Source organism: Nocardia seriolae NBRC 15557, from assembly GCF_007990715.1.
Classification (GTDB): domain Bacteria; phylum Actinomycetota; class Actinomycetes; order Mycobacteriales; family Mycobacteriaceae; genus Nocardia; species Nocardia seriolae.
In genome coordinates this window covers 1-20,458 of the sequence record NZ_BJWY01000030.1, presented here as the reverse complement: position 1 = coordinate 20,458, position 20,458 = coordinate 1, and the positions used below count along the sequence as shown (strand labels likewise).

Annotated in this window: 18 protein-coding genes; 7 read left to right on the top strand and 11 right to left on the bottom strand. The window is 69.6% G+C overall.

Going from position 1 to position 20,458, the window contains the following annotated elements; all coding sequences use genetic code 11:
* Nucleotides 1-15 precede the first annotated feature (15 nt).
* Nucleotides 16-1,191: a SaeA-related protein gene (locus tag NS2_RS12155; protein ID WP_143837476.1), complete on the bottom strand. Its 1,176-nt coding sequence runs from the start codon at nucleotides 1,189-1,191 to the stop codon at nucleotides 16-18.
* Nucleotides 1,192-1,614: 423 nt separating this feature from the next.
* On the opposite strand from NS2_RS12155, the gene NS2_RS12150 reads away from it, so the two are divergent.
* The gene (locus NS2_RS12150) at nucleotides 1,615-2,028 is read left to right on the top strand and encodes a hypothetical protein (protein ID WP_033087652.1); all 414 of its coding nucleotides are present in this window, start codon (nucleotides 1,615-1,617) and stop codon (nucleotides 2,026-2,028) included.
* A gap of 604 nt (nucleotides 2,029-2,632) precedes the next feature.
* On the opposite strand, the gene NS2_RS12145 is transcribed toward NS2_RS12150, so the two are convergent.
* The gene (locus NS2_RS12145; RefSeq protein WP_033087653.1) at nucleotides 2,633-4,315 is read right to left on the bottom strand and encodes an Hsp70 family protein; all 1,683 of its coding nucleotides are present in this window, start codon (nucleotides 4,313-4,315) and stop codon (nucleotides 2,633-2,635) included.
* A 49-nt stretch (nucleotides 4,316-4,364) separates the two neighbouring features.
* On the opposite strand from NS2_RS12145, the gene grpE reads away from it, so the two are divergent.
* Entirely contained in the window at nucleotides 4,365-4,898 is a 534-nt protein-coding gene (gene grpE / locus NS2_RS12140; RefSeq protein ID WP_033087672.1) for a nucleotide exchange factor GrpE, read from the top strand.
* A gap of 97 nt (nucleotides 4,899-4,995) precedes the next feature.
* Entirely contained in the window at nucleotides 4,996-6,141 is a 1,146-nt protein-coding gene (locus NS2_RS12135) for a 3-ketosteroid-9-alpha-monooxygenase, oxygenase component (RefSeq protein ID WP_036546024.1), read from the top strand.
* Nucleotides 6,142-6,190: 49 nt separating this feature from the next.
* Here NS2_RS12135 and NS2_RS12130 read toward each other — a convergent pair whose 3' ends face one another.
* On the bottom strand, nucleotides 6,191-7,549 hold the full coding sequence (locus tag NS2_RS12130; RefSeq protein ID WP_033087673.1) for an MATE family efflux transporter: 1,359 nt from the start codon (nucleotides 7,547-7,549) through the stop codon (nucleotides 6,191-6,193).
* Nucleotides 7,550-8,219: 670 nt separating this feature from the next.
* Between NS2_RS12130 and NS2_RS12125 the strand changes: the two genes are divergently transcribed.
* On the top strand, nucleotides 8,220-9,791 hold the full coding sequence (locus NS2_RS12125; RefSeq protein WP_033087655.1) for a mucoidy inhibitor MuiA family protein: 1,572 nt from the start codon (nucleotides 8,220-8,222) through the stop codon (nucleotides 9,789-9,791).
* A 94-nt stretch (nucleotides 9,792-9,885) separates the two neighbouring features.
* On the opposite strand, the gene NS2_RS12120 is transcribed toward NS2_RS12125, so the two are convergent.
* From NS2_RS12120 to rimP, 7 genes are all read right to left on the bottom strand, one after another.
* Nucleotides 9,886-10,872 (bottom strand): DHH family phosphoesterase, encoded by a 987-nt coding sequence (locus NS2_RS12120; RefSeq protein WP_033087656.1) that lies wholly within the window; start codon nucleotides 10,870-10,872, stop codon nucleotides 9,886-9,888.
* A 6-nt stretch (nucleotides 10,873-10,878) separates the two neighbouring features.
* Nucleotides 10,879-11,328 (bottom strand): 30S ribosome-binding factor RbfA, encoded by a 450-nt coding sequence (rbfA, locus tag NS2_RS12115; protein WP_033087657.1) that lies wholly within the window; start codon nucleotides 11,326-11,328, stop codon nucleotides 10,879-10,881.
* A 20-nt stretch (nucleotides 11,329-11,348) separates the two neighbouring features.
* Nucleotides 11,349-11,639, bottom strand: coding sequence for a DUF503 domain-containing protein (locus NS2_RS12110; RefSeq protein WP_033087658.1), 291 nt, complete (start codon nucleotides 11,637-11,639; stop codon nucleotides 11,349-11,351).
* Between the two features lie 112 nt (nucleotides 11,640-11,751).
* On the bottom strand, nucleotides 11,752-14,874 hold the full coding sequence (gene infB, locus NS2_RS12105; protein WP_071811724.1) for a translation initiation factor IF-2: 3,123 nt from the start codon (nucleotides 14,872-14,874) through the stop codon (nucleotides 11,752-11,754).
* 105 nt (nucleotides 14,875-14,979) lie between these two features.
* Nucleotides 14,980-15,288 carry a YlxR family protein gene (locus tag NS2_RS12100; RefSeq protein ID WP_228102954.1) on the bottom strand — a complete coding sequence of 103 codons (309 nt, stop codon included), beginning with the start codon at nucleotides 15,286-15,288 and terminating at the stop codon, nucleotides 14,980-14,982.
* Nucleotides 15,289-15,440: 152 nt separating this feature from the next.
* On the bottom strand, nucleotides 15,441-16,523 hold the full coding sequence (gene nusA / locus NS2_RS12095) for a transcription termination factor NusA (RefSeq protein WP_033087659.1): 1,083 nt from the start codon (nucleotides 16,521-16,523) through the stop codon (nucleotides 15,441-15,443).
* A complete protein-coding gene (rimP, locus tag NS2_RS12090; RefSeq protein WP_036546033.1) occupies nucleotides 16,520-17,143 on the bottom strand; it encodes a ribosome maturation factor RimP in 624 nt (207 codons plus the stop codon). The genes nusA and rimP overlap by 4 nt, the downstream gene beginning before the upstream one ends.
* Nucleotides 17,144-17,446: 303 nt before the next feature.
* Between rimP and NS2_RS12085 the strand changes: the two genes are divergently transcribed.
* From NS2_RS12085 to NS2_RS12075, 3 genes are all read left to right on the top strand, one after another.
* Nucleotides 17,447-18,019, top strand: a complete 573-nt coding sequence (locus tag NS2_RS12085; RefSeq protein WP_231992920.1) for a hypothetical protein — start codon at nucleotides 17,447-17,449, stop codon at nucleotides 18,017-18,019.
* Nucleotides 18,016-18,450, top strand: a complete 435-nt coding sequence (locus tag NS2_RS12080; RefSeq protein ID WP_033087661.1) for a ferritin-like domain-containing protein — start codon at nucleotides 18,016-18,018, stop codon at nucleotides 18,448-18,450. Before NS2_RS12085 ends, NS2_RS12080 begins: the two co-directional genes overlap by 4 nt.
* 206 nt (nucleotides 18,451-18,656) lie before the next feature.
* Nucleotides 18,657-20,117, top strand: coding sequence for a three-helix bundle dimerization domain-containing protein (locus NS2_RS12075; protein ID WP_261772278.1), 1,461 nt, complete (start codon nucleotides 18,657-18,659; stop codon nucleotides 20,115-20,117).
* Between the two features lie 160 nt (nucleotides 20,118-20,277).
* On the opposite strand, the gene NS2_RS12070 is transcribed toward NS2_RS12075, so the two are convergent.
* Nucleotides 20,278-20,458, bottom strand: a 181-nt coding sequence (locus NS2_RS12070; protein ID WP_045437373.1) for a VOC family protein, incomplete at its 5' end; no start/stop codon positions are given.

Below are 20,458 nucleotides of genomic sequence, written 5' to 3'. Positions count from 1 at the left end.
GTCCGCGGGCGGCCTTCAGCGCACCCAGCGAATCCTGGCGTCGGGCGCGAAACCGGCGGCGACGGTGAGGGTTCCGGACGGCTCGCGGCGGCAGGAGGCCACTGCCACGTGGCAGGGCCGCGGGATCTCGGCCGGAATGCGGACGCCACCCTCGATCTCGTAGCGCATATTGGTGACCTTCCAGCGCCGTGCCCGCGGATCGTCGGGGTCCACCGGCGGCGCGTCCGGGCGCGCCACCACCATGACCTCGGTAATGCCGGTCGGCCAGACGAACACCAGCAGCCCGCTGCTCTCGGCCAGATTGCGCACCGTGGGCATGCCGCTGGGTAGCTCGGAGTCCGCGGCCGTACCACCCGCCCGGTCCGCGCCCGAATTCCCGTCGGAACGCACCATTTCCGAGACCCGCCCCGACACCGACGCCACCACGCCGTACACCGGCACCGGCCCGCTCAGCGCGCCGCCGTCCTCGAGGGCGGTGCCGCGCGTGCGCCCGACCACCCGCCAGGACCCATCGGCCAGCAACCGTGTCACCCGATACTCCACCTGCGGGGTCGCCGACGGCCCCCAGGCAATCACCACGGTCCCGTCCGGTTTCCGCCCGGCCGTCACCTCGGCGGGCGACCCGACCTGCAACTCGGCCAGCGCCGCCAGCGCCTCGACATGATCGGCGCACACCTCGAGCACCGCCCGCACCCCCGCCATCCGCAATCCGGGATCCGCGGGCAACGCCTCGAACAACCGTCCCGCCTCGACAACCGCGGCCCGCGCCCGCCCGATCAGCAACTCCCGGCTGGCCCCTCGCGGATCCGGATTGGCCACATCCGCCGCCCGCCGGTCCAGGAAGTCCAGGTGCTCCGCCAGCGCCTCGACGAACCTGCGCCCCGCACAACAGGACACGGCCCCGCGCCAATGCATCACCGCCTCGGCGAGCACCCGCTCCACCTCCTCCCCCACCGCCCGCACCGCGGTCGCCCCCGCCGCGTCACCCCTCAGATCCCGCCGCGCATCCGCGACGAACCCGGCCGCCTCCTTGGGCCGCCCCGCCCACAACGCCCCCCGCGCCGCCCGCAACGCCGCCTCCCACGGCCGTCCGGCTCCCGCCGAACGCGTCTCGCCCGATCCACCGTTGGAGTAGGGCCGCTGCTGCCACCCTGTCGCCGGCGGAGCCCCTGCCCCGCCCTGGGCCGGCATGCCCGAATCCCGCTGAGCACGAGCGCTTCCCGCAGCTCCATGCCCTGCCGATCCACGCATCTCGCCTGATAGGTCGGATTCAGCGCCCGAAGTCGGCGACGCCCCGGAGCCGCCCGAGGCTTCGGCCCCGGTCCCACCACCGGCCGCGGACGCGCCCGAATACCGCCGCGCGCCACCGGTTTCCGCCGCGCCCGGCGGCCGTTCACCAGCCGCGGCGCTCGAATCTCCGTGCGCGCCGGCCGAGGACGCGGACCCACGGCCGACGCCTGAGCCGCGACCGGCGGTTCCCGGGCCGGTGGTCGAGTCCGCGGGTCCCCGCGCAGCGGATGTCGTCGAGCCATCGTGAGGCCTGCCTCCGGCAGCCGGGTCGCCCGGCGTGGGACGGCGCGAGGTGGACGAGCCGGTAGTGGGTGGGGCGGCGAGGTGTTCGCGGCCCTCGACGACGGTGCCGAGTTCGTCGGTCAGGCCGACCAGGACGCGTTCGGCGGTGGGGTGGTCCAGGCCGCCGGTCATGGCTTCGCGCAGGAGATAGTCGAAATCGGCTGCTATCAGCAGGTCTTCGACCAGGACGGCCGCGCGGACCTGGGGGCGGAGTTGATCGGTGACGGTTTCGATGACGACCAGGAGGTAGGCGTCGACGATGGGGCCGCCGGGTTCGAGGACGTCGCGGATGTGGATGAGGAGTTCGTCGAGGACGACTCGGACGCGGCCGGGTGGGAGTTCGCGGGTGCGGGCGCGCAGGGCTTCGGCGCGCAGGCGGATCTCCGCGGTGTGGTGGGCGGCCGAGAAGTCCAGGTGCAGCAGGGTCAGCAGGGTGGGGACCGGGTCGCCCGGTAGCAGGCGTTCGTACTCGGCCAGGAGTTTGCGGATCTGCCGGCGGCGTTCGGGACTCAGCTCCGGGGCGGCCGGGCGGGGTGGGCGCGGGGGCGTCGTCGATGATGCGGTGGCGGCGGATGTGGGCGGCGATCTCGGCCAGCTTGAGCCCGCCCATGCGGCCGATGTCCTCGAGGCCGGGGAGTTTGGCGGCGGGGATGCCGCCGTGGCGCTGGACCAGGCGTTCGATGGCGGCGTCGAGCATCTCGTAGCGTTCGGCGTCGCGGCGGCCCCGCAACTGCTGCACCCGATCGGCCTCGACGAGCCGGGAACCGGTGTGCAGCAGGGGTTCCGAGAGCTCGGCGTGCGCGTCCACCAGCAGCCCGGCCAGCACCCGGAACTTGGGATGGTCGCGCAGCTTCTGCCACAGCGCCCACACCTCGCCGATGCGCGCGGCCACCTCGGCATCGCTCAGCCGCGCCGCCTCGGCCAGCGGAATGTCGTACAGCTCGAAGGCATCGGATTCCTCCAGGCCGCCCCGGCGCTCCACGGCGGCGAGTACTCGTTTGCGATAGTCATTGGCGTCGAAGGCGTGCATCGGTTTTCGATCGTACGGGTGAGATCTCGGTCAGGAGTTGCGGCGGCGGGTGCGCTGCAACTGATCCAGTTCGCGCTCCACATCGGCCTGCGACAGGGTGGCCCCGGTCCGCACCGACAGCGTCAGCGGCATATCGGCGTCCACGTGGTAGGCGGTCACGTGCAGCACCCCGTCGAATCCCATCTCGAAGGTGACCCGGACTTCACTGCCTTCCGGGTACCCCGGCGGAATATCGCGAATCCTGCCCTCCACCAATACCTTCGTGTCCTCGGGCCGGGTCGAGGCCGCCTGCCCCTGCTGCTCCACGATGGTCAGCTCGATCTGATCCTGATCCGCGCGCACCGTGCCGTAGGAGCGCCGCACCTTGATGGGCAGCGTCTGATTGCGATGCACCAGCCAGCTGGCGGCCAGCCCGTTGAACGGATCCAGCGCCAGCACCCCGAACCCGCGCGACACCACGGTGTCCACCTGGATCTCGATCATGCGGCGCACCAACGAGACCGGCTGCCCGAAGGAGTCGGCGACCCGTCTCAGCGCGGCCTCCAGATCACCCGGATCGGCCTCCACGAGCTCCGCGCCGTCGCGTAATCGCCCGCGGGTCACCAGGTCCGCGGCCACCAGCCGCTCCATCTCCAGTTTCTCGCCGTAGAGCGCGGCCCCGCGCGCCACCGACAGATCCGGATCGCTCAGCTCACCGGCCAGCCCGAATTCCTTGTGCAACTGCTCGGCAACCATCGGCATGCGCGAGGAACCGCCCACCAGCAGCAGCCGATCCACCCGTCGCACCCCACGCTGCTCGGCCGCGGCCAGCACCGCCTTGGTGAGATCGAGGGTGCGGCGCATGAGCGAGGCGGTCATGGTCTCGAGTTCGGCCCGGCTCAGCTCGATCACCGCCCGCGCGCCGTCGTGCGCGATCACCACCTCGGTGCGATCGGCCGTGGTGAGCTCGTGCTTGGCCTGCTCGGCCGCCAGCACCAGCAACTGGGAGCCGACCGAATCATCCAGGGGGTCTTCGGCATCGGGGTTGGCGATGCAGAACTGCTGCGACAGGTACAGCGCCAGCCGCTCGTCCCAGTCCGCGCCGCCGAGCTGATGGTCGCCCTCCACGGCCAGCACCGAGATGCGCCGGTCGGCGAGTTCGATGACGGTGGCGTCGAAGGTGCCGCCGCCCAGGTCGTAGACCAGCACGGTCTCGCGCGTCGGGCCCTTGCCGATCTCCAGGCTGCCGTCCAGCCGCCCGAAGCCGTAGGCCAGCGCCGCCGCGATGGGCTCGGAGAGCACACCCGCCACATCGAATCCGGCATAGGTCCCGGCCTGTATGGTGGCGCGGCGCTCCTCGTCACCGAAGTAGGCGGGCACCGTGATCACCGCCCGCCGCACCGGTTCGCCCCCCGCGAATTCGGCGTCGGCGGCAAGGCTTTTCAGGATGAGCGAGGACACCGCGGGCGCGGACCACAGCTGCCCGTGCGCCCCGAACCGCCACTCCGCATCCCCCATGCGGCGCTTCACCAGCGTGCACACGTGGTCGGGATCCAGGCGGGCCTGCCGCCGCGCGCCCTCCCCCACCACGTGGTCGTGCGCCGAGGCGAACAACACCACCGACGGAACGGTCGGTTCGCCGTTCATCCCGACCAGCACCTCCGGCCGACCGTCTGCGTCAATTGCCGCAATTGCCGAATTCGTTGTGCCCAGATCGATTCCGTAGACCCCCATGGGCGCGATGGTAGCAGCCACCGCCGACCGCTGGGACTATCGTTCCACCATGACCGATCCAGCCCCGACGGCCACGATTGCCGCTACCTCCGCATCGGCGGAGGTACCCGAGACCGTGGAGGTGTCCGCACCCACGCTCGACCGCATCACCGAGCGCATCGACGACCTCGCGCGCGTCATCGCCCGCCAGGCCGCAACCATCGAGCGACTAGCCGATGAGGCCAAGCTCAAGATCCGCGACGAGCGGGCCGAGCACGACGCGCCGCTGATTCGCGACCTGTTCGCCCTGCACGGACTGGCGCAGACCTTCGCGTCCACCTCCAATTCGGAACCCGACCGCCAGGGTTTCGAGGCCATGGGCCGCCGGGTGGAGCGCATGCTGACCGAACGGGGCGGCCAGCTGGTGACGCCGTTCCGCGGCACCGCCTTCGACCCGGACACCATGGAGGCCGCCGAGCTCACCGACACCGACGATCCGACCGCGGACCGGACCGTGGAGTCGGTCATCCAGCCGGGCCTGACCGTCGGGGACCGGTCGATCCGGCCCGCGAAAGTCGTTGTGCGCCGCTATCGCAGGTCCTAGCGCACCGGTGGCGGCACTGCTCAGAAAACTGACACTTGTTCCGTTAAGCGGCAGTGCTTAGCCTCGGGCGGAGGACCCTCGAGCGTGGAGGAAGCACATGAGCCGGCATTATCGGAGCATCGATGTCGGGCAGCCCATGACGCGATTCGCCCGGGGCTGGCACTGCCTCGGGCTCGCCGAGGGTTTCCGGGACGGGAAACCGCACTCGGTCAACGCCTTCGGCACCAAGATCGTGATCTGGTCCGACGGCAAGGGCGAACTGCACGCCCTGGACGGCTACTGCCGGCACATGGGCGCGGATCTGTCCTACGGCAGCGTCAAGGACGACAATATCGCCTGCCCCTTCCACGATTGGCGCTGGCGCGGCGACGGCAAATGCGCCGCCATCCCGTATGCGCGCCGCGTTCCGCCCTTGGCGCGCACCAGGTCCTGGATCACCTGCGAGGAGAACGGGCAGTTCTTCGTCTGGAACGATCCCGCGGGCAATCCGCCGCCGCCCGAGGTCGCCATCCCCCACATCGAGGGCATCGAGACCGACGAGTGGAGCGACTGGGACTGGAACACCCTGCTCATCGAGGGCGCGCACTGCCGCGAAATCATCGACAACAACGTCGATATGGCGCACTTCTTCTACATCCACTTCGCGTACCCGGTGTACTTCAAGCATGTGTTCGAGGGGCATGTCGCCACCCAGTTCCTGCATTCCAAGGGCCGCCCCGACATTCACGCCAAGTCCAACTACTCGCAGGAGATGTCGCTACTGCGTTCGGAAGCTTCGTATTTCGGCCCCTCCTACATGATCAACTACCTGCACAACGACTTCGGCGACAACACCGTCGAGGTGGCGCTCATCAACTGCCACTACCCCGTCACCCACAATTCCTTCGTCCTGCAATGGGGCGTGAGCGTCCAGCGCATCAAGGGCCTCCCGCCGGAGAAATCCGACAAGCTCGCCAAGGCCTTCGGCAAGAGCTTCGGCGTCGGCTTCCTCCAGGACGTCGAGATCTGGAAACACAAGACCCGCATCGACAATCCCCTGCTCACCCAGGAGGACGGCCCGGTCTACCAGCACCGCCGCTGGTACGAACAGTTCTACGTCGACGTCGCCGACATCAAGCCGGAAATGACCGCCCGCTTCGAATACGAGGTCGACACCACCCACGCCAATGAGAACTGGCAGGCCGAGGTCGCGGAGAACCTGGCCCGGCAGGCCGCCGCGCAGGCCAACGGTTCCGCCGACTGAGTCGCGGGTTCCGGCCGCCGGTACGCCGGAATGCTGTGGCCGGGGCGGATTACGCCATTCGTCCCGGCACCTCCGCACCCACCCGCGCCCAGCGGCCGGACAGTGCGCGCCAACTGACGGCGGCCAGTCGCAGCAGCATGAAAGCGACCAGGCCCGTCCAGATTCCGCCGATGCCCCAGTCGTAGGCGAGGGAGAGCCAGATCAGCGGGAGGAAGCCGATCAGGGCCGAGCCGAGGGTGGCGTTGCGGAGGAAGGCGGCGTCGCCCGCGCCGAGCAGGACGCCGTCGAGCGCGAAGACCACGCCTGCCACCGGGATCATGGCGACGAAGAACCACCAGACCACGTGGGTGCGGTCCAGGACCGACGGATCATTGGTGAACAGGCGCGGGATGAGCGAGTATCCGGCCGCGAAGATGGCTGCCAGCACCACCGAGAAGACCGTCGACCAGCCGGTGATCCGCCGCGCCAAACCCCGTGCACCACGGGCATTTCCGGCACCCAGTGCCGCACCCACCAGCGTCTGTGCCGCGATGGCCAGCGAATCCAGGGTCAGGGCGAGGAAACTCCAGATCTGCAACACCAGCTGATGCGCCGCCACCGAGGCCGCGCCGAAGCGGGAGGCGACCGCCGCGGCCGAGACGAACGAGGCCTGGAAGGCCAGGCTGCGCGCGATCAGGTCGCGGCCGAGCGCCAGCTGCGCCTTCATGATCGTGATATGCGGTGCGAGCGGCACTTTCGCGCGCCACAGCGCACTCACGAACAGCGCGCCCGAAATCGCCTGCCCCACCAGGTTCGCGACCGCCGAACCCGCCAGCTCCAGGCGCGGCGCGCCCAGCAGCCCGTGCACCAGCGTAGGGCACAGGATTCCCGAAACCACCAGCCCCGCAAGCACATACAGCAGCGGCCGCCGGGTCTGCTGCACCCCGCGCATCCACCCGTTCCCCGCCATCGACAACAGAATCAACGGCACCCCGAACAACGCGATCCGCACCCACGACTCCGCCGCCCGCGCAATATCATCCCCGCCCGCGATGGCCTGCGTGATCGGCCCCGCGAACACCTGCACCACCGCCACGATCACCAACCCCACCCCCACCGCGATCCAACTGGCCTGCACCCCCTCGATCACAGCTCCCCGCTCGTCCCCCGCCCCGTGCCGCCGCGCCGCCCGAGCCGTCGTCCCATAACTCAGAAACGTCAACTGCGAACTGACCTGCGCCAGAATCAAACCGCCCACCGCCAGCCCAGCCAGCGCCAGCGCCCCCAGCCGCCCCACCACGGCCATATCGAACAACAGATAAATCGGCTCCGCGACCAACACCCCGAGCGTCGGAATCGCGATCCCCAGAATCCGCCGCGGCCCCGCCCCCGCGGCCTCGGCCCCACGCACCTCGGCAACCTCGGCAATCTCCGCCACCGAACCTCGACCCCCGCCGACCGACCGGGACTTCCCGAGAGATCCCGGCGCCTCATCCGAGTCCTCGAAATCCGCCCCGAGCGCCTCCGCAGCCGAACCCGGGCCCCGCCCGACCTCCCGCGACTTCCCGGCAGATCCGGGATCCTCGCCCGCGTCGTCGAAAACCTCGGTGCTGCTCATCAGCTCACCATCCCACACCGCCCCGACACCCCACCCAGCCGCGCCGACCCGCCCGCCACCCGCACGAACCGCCGAACCAGCCCGCCACCAGCGCTTTTCCCGCTCCCACCCGAACCGGGCAGGGGCCACCCATCACCGCTCCCGGCCGGACACCGCGCAGATATATGTCCCCCGCGTCGTCGGTTTGTCCCCGCGTCGTCGGTTTGTCCCCGCGTCGTCGGTTTGTCCCCGCGTCGTCGCTTCACCGAGCCGGAACACATAGTTACGCAAACCTATGTCCGTGTCGACATCTGCATCCTCGACTACTCCGAAGACCTGTGCCGCCGGGTAGACCGTCGCTCCGCCCCAAGAGTCGGCGACTATCCGTCCCACGCGAATACCGGTCCGACACGCGGCCGCGGGCGCCGACTCCCCCGACACGGCCGAATTGTCACCCGTATTTCCGTCGACGCGCGGCGGTGGCTCGGGCAGGCTGGGCGGCATGGTCGATCTCGAGACAGCAATCGCGGCGGTGACGGTCTATCCGGATCGGGCCCGGGTCACCCGGTCCGGCAAGGCGACGTTGGAGGCGGGTGAGCATCGGATCCGGGTGTCGCCGCTGCCGCTGGAGTTGGTGCGCGATTCGATCCGGGTGGCCGGGCGCGGCGAGGTGACGGTGCTCGGGGTGGACATCGTCACCGAGCGGCAGCCCGAGCCGTCCGATGAACAGGTCGCCGAACTCACCGCGCGCCGCGACGAAGTCGATGTCGCGCTCACCGAACTCGCCGACGCGGACCGGGCCGCGGACGCTCGCGTCGAATTCCTGCAGCGCCTGGTCCACAAGTCGGCCGGGCAGCTGGCCAAGGCTTCCGACGATCGGGTCGTGGCCTTCGGCGACAGCCTCGAAGCCCAGTACGGCGCCGTCCATGCCGGACGCCGCGAGCGAGCGCGCCTGCGGCAGGACCACATTCGGGAGAAGAACTCGCTCGAGCGGCGGCTGGCGGACCTGGGCCGCAAGAACCGCCCCGACATCCGGGCCGCGATCATCACCGTGGACGCCGCCCAACCTGCGACCGTGGAACTGGAGCTGTCCTATGTGGTGCCCGGCGCGCGCTGGGCCAGCACCTATGACCTGCGCATCGACGAGAATGGCCTGAGCCTGCGCTGGTTCGGGCTGGTCAGCCAGTCCACCGGCGAGGATTGGCCCGAATGCCGCCTCGAGCTGTCGACCGCCCGCCCGGCCGTCGCCCTCGATGTGCCGGAACTGGATCCCTGGTATCTCAGCACCACTCCACCGGAGCCGAAGCGGCGGGCGATGCGCTCGTCTTCGTCGGGCTCCGACATGGACATCCCCAGTTTCATGCGGAACGAGGAGCGCGCGCCCGCACCCGCCGGTGCGCCCCCGCAACTGCCGCCGGTCCCCGTCCGGGAGGCAACCTCGACCGTCGAGCACGGCACCACCGCCGCGACGTACTCCCCGCAACGTCCGGTCGCCATCGCCGCCGACGGCACCGAACACCGTACCCTGATCACCGCCCTCGACCTCGAGGCCGACCTGGATCACGTGACCGCCCCGATCCGTTCCCCCGAGGCGATCCTGCGCGCCACCGCCCGCAACACCTCCGAGCACACCCTCCCCAAGGGCCGCGCGTCGCTGTTCAACGACAGTGAATACGTCGGAGCCACGAACCTCGACATCTGGGCCCCGGGCGAGGAACGCGAGCTCGCCCTCGGCGTGGACGACCGCATCCGGGTGGAACGAGAACTGGTGCGCCGCAATGCCTCCAAGGCCACCCTCGGTTCGGCCCGCCGCGTCGAGATGGAGTACACGATCACCGTCGCCAACCACGGCACCCGTCCCACGGTGGTCACCGTCCTGGACCGTCTCCCGATCGCCCGCGACACCACCCTCACCGTCCGCGACACGGTCCTCAAACCACCCCCGGCCGAACGCGGCGACCTCGGCATCCTGACCTGGAAACTCGACCTCGCCCCGCAGGCCACGACCACCATCACCCTCGGCTACCGCGTCGAGGCCCCGAAGGGCGTCACCGTCTTCGGCCTGCCGGACTGACCGAGTCGCCGTTCGACCACATCGTCTACCCGACCGCGGCGGGCCACCCCGCCGTGGCGGTGAGAAGAGCCCGAGAACCGCAGCGGGTCTCGGATCAGCCCAGTTCGCGCAGTAGGTTCGCGAGCATGTCGGCGGCCGCGCCAACCGTAGAATAGCCTGCGGCATACCGGTGCCCGCCGCCGCCGAGCGCGGTGGCGACCCGGGCGACATCGACTCCGGGGGTGCCGTCGTCGCCGGCGTGGGAGCGCAGGGAGACGGTCCAGTGTTCGGACTCGGCGCGGGATTCCTTGAAAACCGCGGCGACCTGGGCCTCGGCGGTGGTGCGGCTCAGGTCGATGATGGATTCGACCTCTTCGGAGCGCACGGCTTCGGTGTCCTCGCGGCGGACGACCGCGTAGACCAGGCCCGCGCCGTTCGCCGCGTCCGGGAGCAGCTGGGCCGAGGCCAGGACTCGCGACAGCATGGGCAGCCACGCGAAGGGGTGGGTGTCCATGAGGGTGCGGGTGATGGTCGCGCCGTCGATGCCGGTGGCCAGCAGACGTTCGGCCAGGGTGTGGGAGCCGGGGCGGGTCCACTTGAAAGAGCCGGTGTCGGTGACCAATCCGGCGAACAGGCAGTGCGCGATATCGCGGTCGATGGGCTCGCCCCAGGCATCGAGGACGCGGGCGATGACACCGGCGGTGGATTCGGCCGCCTCGTCGATGACGTTGACGCCACCGAAGCGGGTGTTGGACCGATGATGGTCGATCACCAAAGTGGTTGCGGCACCGGCCAATCGATCACGCAGGACGCCCAGCCGCCCGGCGCTGCCGCAGTCCACCGTCACCAGCACGTCCACCGTGGCGGGCACCCGCTCGACCGGGACGATCAGCTCGGTGGCGGGCAACGACCGCATGGAGACCGGCAGCTCGGCCGGTTCGGCGAAGGCGACGACGACCGGGACCCCGCGTCGACGCAGCACCTGCGCCAGCGCCAGCCCGCTGCCGATGGTGTCGGCGTCGGGCTGGACGTGGCAGAGAATCGTCACCGATTTCGCATCATCGAGAACCTCGACGGCAGGGGTGACATCGACGGGGGTCACAGCGGGTCAGGCTTCGTCGTCTTCGTCCTCGTCCGACTTGTAGGGGTCCGCGTCACCGGCGTAGCTCGCGCCGACCGCCACCTGCGCCACGCGGGCGTCGGAGGCGCGGGCCTTGGACAGCAGCTCTTCCATCTCGCGCGCCGCGTCGGGCACGGTGTCGAGCTTGAACGCCAGCGTCGGGGTGAACTTCACCCCGGTGCCCGCGCCGACCTTGGACCGCAGGATGCCCGCGGCCTTCTTGAGACCGGCGGCGGCCTCCGCGTAATCGGGCGCGGCGTCGATGCTCTCGCCCATGACGGTGTAGTAGATGGTCGCCTCGCGCAGGTCACCGGTCACCTTGGCGTCGGTGACGGTGACGAACCGCAGTCGCGGATCCTTGATCTCGTATTCGATCGCCGTGGCGACGATGGACGAGATTCGCTTTGCGAGTCGGCGTGCTCGGGCCTGATCAGCCATGTCGAGCCCTCCTCACTTCTTCAGTCTTCGGGTCCGAAGATGCGGCGGCGTACTGCCAGCAACTCTAACTCCGGACGATTGGCGACGTGCCGTTCACACTTGTCCAGCACCTCGGTCAGGTGGTTCATGCCGTAGCTGACCATTGCCACACCGAGCATGGTCCGTCGATAACGGTCATGATCTCCGCCCTCGGTCACACTCACGTCGAACCTTTTCAGGTCCGCGATGATCGGGCGAATGACGGAGCGCTTCTCCTTCAGTGAATGCACATCACCGAGCAAGATATCGAATTCGAGCGCTCCGAAGAACATCTTTTCAGTCATATGAACGCGCCCCGGGGAAATGCGCGCACGGTTACCCGGAAAGGGAAGGGGCACAACCCCGCCGGACCCGGAAGGGCCCGGCGGGATCGTGTACTGCTTCCTAGTCGCGCGGCTTCTCCCGCAGCTCGTAGGCCTCGATGATGTCGCCATCCTTGATGTCGTTGAAGCCCACGGTGATACCGCACTCGTAGCCTTCGCGGACCTCGGTGACGTCGTCCTTCTCGCGGCGCAGCGACTGGATGGTGGTCTCGGAGATCACCACGTTGTCGCGGATCAGGCGCGCCTTGGCGTTGCGCTTGACCGTGCCCGAGAGCACCCAGCAACCCGCGATATTGCCGAACTTCGACGAGCGGAAGATCTGGCGGATCTCCGCCCGGCCGAGCTCGTGCTCCTCGTAGATCGGCTTGAGCAGACCCTTGAGGGCCTTCTCGATCTCGTCGATCGCCTGGTAGATGACCGAGTAGTAGCGGATGTCCACGCCTTCGCGGTTCGCCAGCTCGGTCGCCTTGCCCTCGGCACGGACGTTGAAGCCGATGATGATCGCGTTGGAGGCCGACGCCAGGTTGACGTTGGTCTCGGTGACGCCACCGACACCGCGGTCGATGACGCGCAGGCGCACCTCGTCGCCGACATCGATACCGAGCAGCGCCTCTTCGAGGGCCTCGACGGTACCGGAGTTGTCGCCCTTGAGGATCAGGTTCAGCTCCGAGGTCTCCTTCAGAGCGGCATCCAGATCTTCCAGGGAGATCCGCTTGCGGCTGCGCGCGGCCAGGGCGTTGCGCTTGCGAGCGTTGCGGCGGTCGGCGATCTGACGCGCGATGCGGTCTTCCTCGACCACGAGCAGGTTGTCGCCTGCACCCGGCACCGAGGTGAAACCGATGACCTGGACGGGCCGCGACGGCAGCGCCGCCTCGACGTCGTCGCCGTGCTCGTCGACCATGCGGCGCACGCGACCGTAGGCGTCGCCCGCCACGATCGAGTCGCCGACGCGCAGCGTGCCGCGCTGGATGAGCACGGTCGCCACCGGACCACGACCGCGGTCGAGGTGGGCTTCGATGGCCACACCCTGCGCGTCCATGTTCGGGTTCGCCCGCAGATCCAGCGAGGCGTCCGCGGTCAGGACCACGGCCTCGAGCAGCTGGTCGATATTGGTGCCCTGCTTGGCGGAGATGTCGACGAACATGGTGTCGCCACCGTATTCCTCGGCCACCAGACCGTATTCGGTCAGCTGCTGGCGAATCTTCTGCGGATTCGCGCCTTCCTTATCGATCTTGTTGACCGCCACCACGATCGGCACGTCCGCGGCCTGCGCGTGGTTGATGGCCTCCACCGTCTGCGGCATGACGCCGTCGTCGGCCGCGACCACGAGGATCGCGATGTCGGTGGCCTTCGCACCACGGGCACGCATGGCGGTGAACGCCTCGTGACCGGGGGTGTCGATGAAGGTGATCAGACGCTCTTCGTCGTTGACCTCGGCCTCGACCTGGTAGGCGCCGATGTGCTGGGTGATGCCGCCGGCCTCGCCCTCACGGACGTTGGCCTTACGAATCGTGTCCAGCAGTCGGGTCTTACCGTGGTCGACGTGACCCATGACGGTCACCACCGGCGGGCGGATCTGCAGATCCTCTTCGCCGCCGTCGTCCTCGCCGTAGGTGAGGTCGAAGTTGGCCAGCAGCTCGCGGTCCTCGTCCTCCGGGGAGACCACGTGCACGACGTAGTTCATCTCCGAACCCAGCAGCTCAAGGGTCTCCTCGTTCACCGACTGGGTGGCGGTGACCATCTCACCGAGGTTGAACAGCGCCTGCACCAGCGAGGCCGGGTTGGCGCCGATCTTCTCGGCGAAGTCGGACAGCGACGCGCCACGGGCGAGACGCACGATCTCACCGTTGCCGCGCGGCAGCCGCACGCCACCGGCGATGGGCGCCTGCTGGTTCTCGTACTCGGCGCGCTTCGCCCGCTTCGACTTACGACCCTTGCGGGGCGCGCCACCCGGACGACCGAAGGCACCCGCGGCACCGCCGCGACCACCACCGGAACCGGGACGGCCACCGCCGCCACCGCCGCCGGGACGACCCCGGAAGCCACCGGGCGCACCGGTGTTACCACCGGCACCCGCGCCGGCACCCTGACCGGCACCGGGAGCGCCGCCACCGCGGTAGCCACCGCCACCGCCACCGGGACGACCGCCACCGGCACCACCGGGACTACCTGGACGCGCCGGACGGCCCGCGCCGCCGGGGCCACCGGCCGGACGCTGAGCGCGCGCGGGCATGGCACCGGGGTTGGGACGGGGAGGCATCGAGCCGGGGCTCGGACGCGGGCCACCCGGACGGGGACCGCCCTGACCGGCGGCCGGACGCGGACCACCCTGACCCGGACCCGGCCGGGGACCGCCCTGACCGGGAGCCGGACGCGGACCACCCTGACCCGGACCCGGACGCGGGCCACGCTGTTCCTGACCCGGACGCGGACCGCCCTGCGGACCCGGACGGGGACCACGCTGATCCTGACCCGGACCCGGACGCGGGCCGCCCTGCTGCTGACCGGGACGGGGAGCCGGACGCGGAGCGGGACGCTCCGGAGCCGACGAGAAGGGGTTGTTGCCGACGCGCGGCGGCTTCGGGCCCGGCTTCGGACCGGCCGGACGCGGGGCCGCCGACGGGCTCGGCGCGGCCGAGGAGCTCGGGGCCGCGGCGTTCGGCTGCGGAGCCGACGGACGCGGGCCGGGCTGCGACGGACGCGGGGCGTCGGTGCGCGGGGCGGGGGTCGCCGGGGCGGAAGACGCTGCGGGAGCAGCGGTTTCACGCACGACGGGCTTGGGCGCGGGACCCGGGCGAGCCGCGGGAGCGGCCGACTCGGCGCGGGCGGCCGGAGCCACCTGCGGAGCCGGGGCCGGAGCGGCCGCGGCCGGAGCCGGAGTCGCGGGGGCCGGAGCCGGGGTCGGGCGCGGTCCCGGACGGGGACCGGCACCGGGGGTGGCCGGCTTGGCGGCCGGACGCGGGGTGCCCTCACCATTGGGCTTGGGGGCCGCGGGCTTGCCGCTCCCACCGGACGGGGCGCTCTTGGGTGCGAGCGACTCCCGCAGCCGGCGCGCGACGGGTGCTTCCACCGTCGAGCTCGCCGACTTCACGAACTCGCCCTGCTCCTTGAGCCGCGCGAGTAGTTCTTTGCTCGTGACACCGAGTTCTTTAGCCAACTCGTGCACGCGGGCCTTGCCTGCCACTGCTCTCCTCACTCAGAGGTCGAGCGCGGCAGCCCGTTTCACGGGACGCGCGCACGACCTCGACTAATTTCGAAGGCCGATCATTTCTGGGACTTCACGGTGTGCTCATGAGTGCTCGTGCCTGTTCTCTACGTAATGCTCCAGGGCTGAGATATCCAGATTTCCGGACACTCGTAGTGCTCTGCCGATCGCTCGGCGCCGAACTGCTTGGCTCAGACAAGCGGAAGTGGGGTGCAACCAGGCACCCCGTCCGGGAAGTCTGCGCCGCGGATCCGGAACGATCACAACCGCCTGCCCACTCTCGGCAGAAGACTGCGCCACGACCCGCATCAGATCGGCAGCCAGCTCGCGTCTGCGACATCCGATGCAGGTCCGAACGGGTGTCGATCTTGCTGACACCCGCTCGGCGCGCAGAGAAGCCGAAGACTCGCGCTGAGCCTGCGTCCACTCTACCGCTGTCACGTCCCGATCTCCGCATCCGTACCCCTTGGAAGTTACCAACCTGTCATCCCAGGGGTCTGTTTCACAAATCTCGGAACCGACCGGGCCGGATGGATCCGGCAAGATCAACCCCGGTGGGCCGCTGCGTCACCCCGATGCGACGCCGCATCACCCCGAGACGACTCGGACCCACCCGCCGGACGCACGCCACCCTGGTTTTCCTGGGCCGCATCGGAGCGAATGTCGATCCGCCAGCCGGTGAGCCGGGCCGCCAGGCGGGCATGCTGGCCCTCCTTGCCGATGGCGAGGGAGAGCTGGAAGTCCGGGACCACCACGCGCGCGGCGCGGGCGTCGGGGTCCACGATGGTGACGGATACCACTTTCGACGGGGACAGCGCATTCCCGACGAAGGCGGCCGGATCCTCGGCGTAGTCGATGATGTCGATCTTCTCGCCCGCGAGTTCGCTCATCACGTTGCGCACGCGCTGGCCCATCGGGCCGATGCACGCGCCCTTGGCGTTGACGCCGGGCACGGTGGAGCGGACCGCGATCTTGGAGCGGTGCCCGGCCTCCCGCGCCACGGCCACGATCTCGACCGAGCCGTCGGCGATTTCGGGGACCTCGAGCGCGAACAGGCGGCGCACCAGGTTCGGGTGAGTGCGCGAGAGGGTGATCTGCGGGCCGCGCGGGCCGCGCGAGACGCCGACCACGTAGCACTTGATGCGGTCGCCGTGCTCGTAGGTCTCGCCCGGGACCTGCTCGGCGGGCGGGATGACCCCTTCCGCGCCATGGGCTTCGGAGCCGATGCGGACCACGACCGTGCCACGGGCGTTCATGCGGGCGTCGCGCTGTACGACGCCGCCGACGATATCGCCCTCGTGGGTGGAGAATTCGCCGAAGGACTTCTCGTTCTCCGCGTCGCGCAGGCGCTGGAGCACGACCTGGCGGGCGGTGGTGGCGGCGATGCGGCCGAAACCCTCGGGGGTGTCGTCCCATTCGGAGATGACATTGCCGTCCGCGTCGACCTCGCGGGCCATCACGCGCACCACACCGGTCTTCTGGTTGATGTCGATGCGGGCGGTGGGCTGGTGGCCGTCGGTATGCCGGTAGGCGGTGAGGAGAGCGGACTCGATCGCGGAGATCACCGTCTCCATCGAGATCCCCTTATCGGCGACAATCGCGCGCAGGGCTTCGATTTCGATGTTCATTCCACGATCCCTTCGGTCAGTGAATCGGACGCTGCTGTTGCTTCTGAATCGGTTTCGGATACCTCCTGCGCACCGGGCTGGGGACGGCCCGGCGCAACTCCCCCTGCCAGTTCCAACTCGGCCGCGCCGGGTGGATTGAATTCCACCTGCACGACCGCGGATTGGATATCGGCCAGCGGCACCGTCACCCGGTGTGGCTTCCGCTTGCCGCCGAGGACCAGCGCGACATCGCCTGCGGTGGCGACGCCCACGCGGGCCTCGAAGCTGTTCTTGCCCTCGGGTGATTCGGCGCCGGGGCGTAGGACGATCTTGACCTTGCGGCCCTGGGCGCGCTGCCAGTGGCGCGGGGCGGTGAGGGGCCGGTCGATGCCGGGGGTGGTGATCTCCAGCAGGTAGGCGGTCTCGCCGAAATCACCGGCGTCGTCGAGGGCCTGCGAGATCTCCGAGCTGAGTTCCGCGACGGCGTCCAGGTCCGGCGATCCGTCGCTGTCGACGATGACCTTGACCTTGGCCTGCGCTGTACCGGCAGCCGAAATCGCGACGCCTTCGAGGTCGAGTCCTCGGCGTTCGACGAGTCCAGCAACTAGCTGGCTCACCCTTTCCTCGGTCGGCATCGGCATGTGGGGCGGCTCCTGGTTCAGTTGTCACGGGTTGAGTTGTCGTCTGCTCGGCGCTAGCTGTTCGTTGACTCGGGTCGAGCCGGTGGTGACTCGGCGAAATACCGTGCCGAAGGTCTAGCGTAACGCGCTGAAAGCGTGTAAAGGACCAGCCGACTCGCTCGAGTTCGGCATGGTCGGCACTGCGCCGCATGCGGCGTGTCCACCGGCGACGCGCCCGTGACGGTTACCCGTCGTTCCAGATCACAGCCTATCCGAAGGCCCTGGCGCAGCAAGCTGTCGGCGACGGCTGGCACCATGTATGCCGTGCCCAGCAGTCAGAGCGGCCATCGCGCCGGTGTCGCCGATGTCATGATCCCGGACCCACCCGGATCGACCCCGTCTCCCGCCTCCGCCGTGAACCGCCGTGCGGCGCTGCGGCTGGCCGGTGGCGGCGCATTGGCCGTGGCGGCGGTGGGCGCACTGGCCGCGTGCACGAAGGACGAGACCCCCGCCGCGCCGGATCCGCTGCTGGCGCTGGAGAGCTCGGCGCTCGCCGAAACCGCGGCAGCGAATGCCGCCATCGCCACCATGCCGGAACGCGCGGGCGCACTGAAGGTCATCGCCGACCAGCGCACCGCGCATGCCCAAGCGCTGCGCACCGAAATCGACCGCGCCATCGGCGTTTACGGCGACGGCACCACTCCCGGCCGCCGCACCCCACCACCCACCGCCGTCAGCGTGATCACTCCGGTCTCCCTCACCGACCTGCGTAGCAAACTGCAGAATTCCCAGCGAGCCGCGGCTGATCTCGCCGTCACCCTTTCCGGCTATCGCGCCGGTCTCCTGTCTTCGATCAGCGCGTCCTGCGCCACCCACGCGGGGGTTCTCCTGGCATGACCACAACCGATCAGCAGGCACTCATCGATGCGTTGAGCGCCGAATACGCCGCTGTCTACGCCTACGGCGTGATCGCCGCCTACGCCAACCACGATCGGGACAGACTCGTCGCCGAATACGTCGCGGCGCATCGCGCGCGCCGCGACGCGATCATCGACGCGCTGAAGGCTTCGGGCGCAACGGTCCCCGAGCCCGCCGCCGCCTACACCTCCCCCGTCAACGTCAACGACCCCATCCCGGCGGCCAAGCTGGCGGTCACCGTCGAATCCGACACCGCGGCGGCCTGGTACTACCTCGTCGAACGCGCCGAGACCCCGGAGCTGCGCCGCACCGGCATCGAAGCCCTCACCGAATGCGCCCTGCGCCTGGCCACCTGGCAGTCCATCCTGGGCACCAGCCCGGTCACGGCCGCCTTCCCCGGCAAGCCCTGAACCACCCGGCAAGCCCTGAACCACCCGGGCGAGCCCTGAACCGCACGCCGTGCCCGGCGTCGGTCACCGGAAGTTCGCCCGGGCGTACTTGACGTTCGCGTTCTCGATCCTGGGCGGGCACCGAGAGGGACTACGGTCCTGGCGGCGCGGCTTTTCGTATTTTCCTGCCGCGCAACCATATTCGGTTCGAGGTCGAGGGAGATGATGTGGCGGTCGATGCTGCACGGAAAGCGAAGGTCCCGGGCGAAGAGAAGGCCGCGCGCGCGGAGAAGGCGCTGCGGGAGGTGACCGATCGCCTGGTGCGGGACTATGTCGAGGCGCATCCGGCGGAGCGGGTCGAGGCCGTGGTGGGGGCGGTGCGCAAGCGGTTCGAGGGGCATTCGGTGCGGGATTTCGTACCGATTCTCGTCGAGCGGATTGCGCGGCGGGAGTTGGATCCCACGCGGGCGAAGAATGGTGCGGCGCAGGTCGAGCCGAGTGCGCCGGGCACGAGCGGGGAAGGCGCGGGCCCGGCGGCGGAGACCACGAGCGTGTTCGCCGCGGTCGCTGGGCGGTTCGTGCCGGCCCGGGTGCTCGAGAACAAGCGGATGCTGGGGGTCGTGGCCGCGGGGCTGGTCGCGGTGCTGGCGGTGGGGGTGGTGCTGGCGGTGCGGCAGCCGGATTCGTCGTCGGCCACCGCGGCCGCGCCCGGGTTGACGACGGTGCGCGGGGTGGTCGGGTCGGAGAAGGCGGAGTTCTTCGGCGATCCGAAGGTGGCCGAGGCGCTGGCACAGCGCGGATTCAAGGTGGAGGTGGAGTCGGCCGGGTCGCGGCAGATCGCCACCTCGGTGGATCTGGGCAAATACGATTTCGCGTTTCCGTCCAGTTCGGCCGCGGCGGAGCTGGTGCAGCGCAAGAGCGGGGTGACCGGCAAGTACGTGCCGTTCTCCTCCCCCATGGCCATCGCGACCTTCAAGCCGATCGCCGACCTGCTGACCCAGGCGGGCATCGTGCAGCCGGGCGCGACAACGACTTTCGATATCGAGAAGTATCTGTCGCTGGCCGAGAAGGGCGTGCAGTGGAATCAGCTCGAGGGTAACTCGACCTATTCGGTGCCCAAGAACGTGCTGGTTTCCACCACCGACCCGCGGACGTCCAATTCGGCGGCCATGTATCTGGCGGTGACCGCCTACGTCGCCAATGACAACTCCACCGTGCGCGGCGCGAAGGCCGAAGACTATGCGGTGTCGCGGGTTTCGCGCCTGTTCACGCGGCAGGGCTATACCGAGTCCAGCAGTGACGGCCCGTTCAAGGACTATCTGTCCAACGGCATGGGCACGGTGCCCATGGTGTGGGTCTACGAGGCCCAGTACGTGGACGCCGCCGCGCACGGCAAGGTGAAGCCGGACATGGTGCTGATGTACCCCAAGCCGACGGTCATGTCCCAGCACACCGTGGTGCCGCTGAACGACAAGGGCGACCGCCTCGGCAAGCTGCTGACCACCGATCCGGACCTGCAGCGCCTGGCCGCCCAGCACGGCTTCCGCCCCAATGACGTGACCCTGTTCACCGATGTCACCACCGCGCACCGGATTCCGGTCGACGCCAACCTCGTCAACCAGGTCAGCCCACCCGACTACGACACCCTCAAGCACCTCCTCGACGGCGTCGCCAAGTCCTACAACTGACGCCGGGTCCGACAACCGGATCGCCGCGATCGCCTCGATCCCACGGACCAGCACTTCCAGGCCGCCTCGGCAGGATCCCGGTGCCACACGGGCGGATCACCGCCGCCCGAGCCCATGGCCGGTGGTGCCGCACTCGAAACCGGGTGCGGCACGGTGCTGTTCAGTCGAGGCAGAATTCGTTGCCCTCGACGTCCTGCATGACGAGGCAGGATTCGTCGAAGCCGTCGGCGCGCAGCAGTCGGACACGGACCGCGCCGAGTTCCAGCAGGCGCGCGCATTCGGCTTCCAGAGCGGCCACGCGCTCCTCGCCGACGAGTCCGGTACCGGCTTGCGACTCCCCG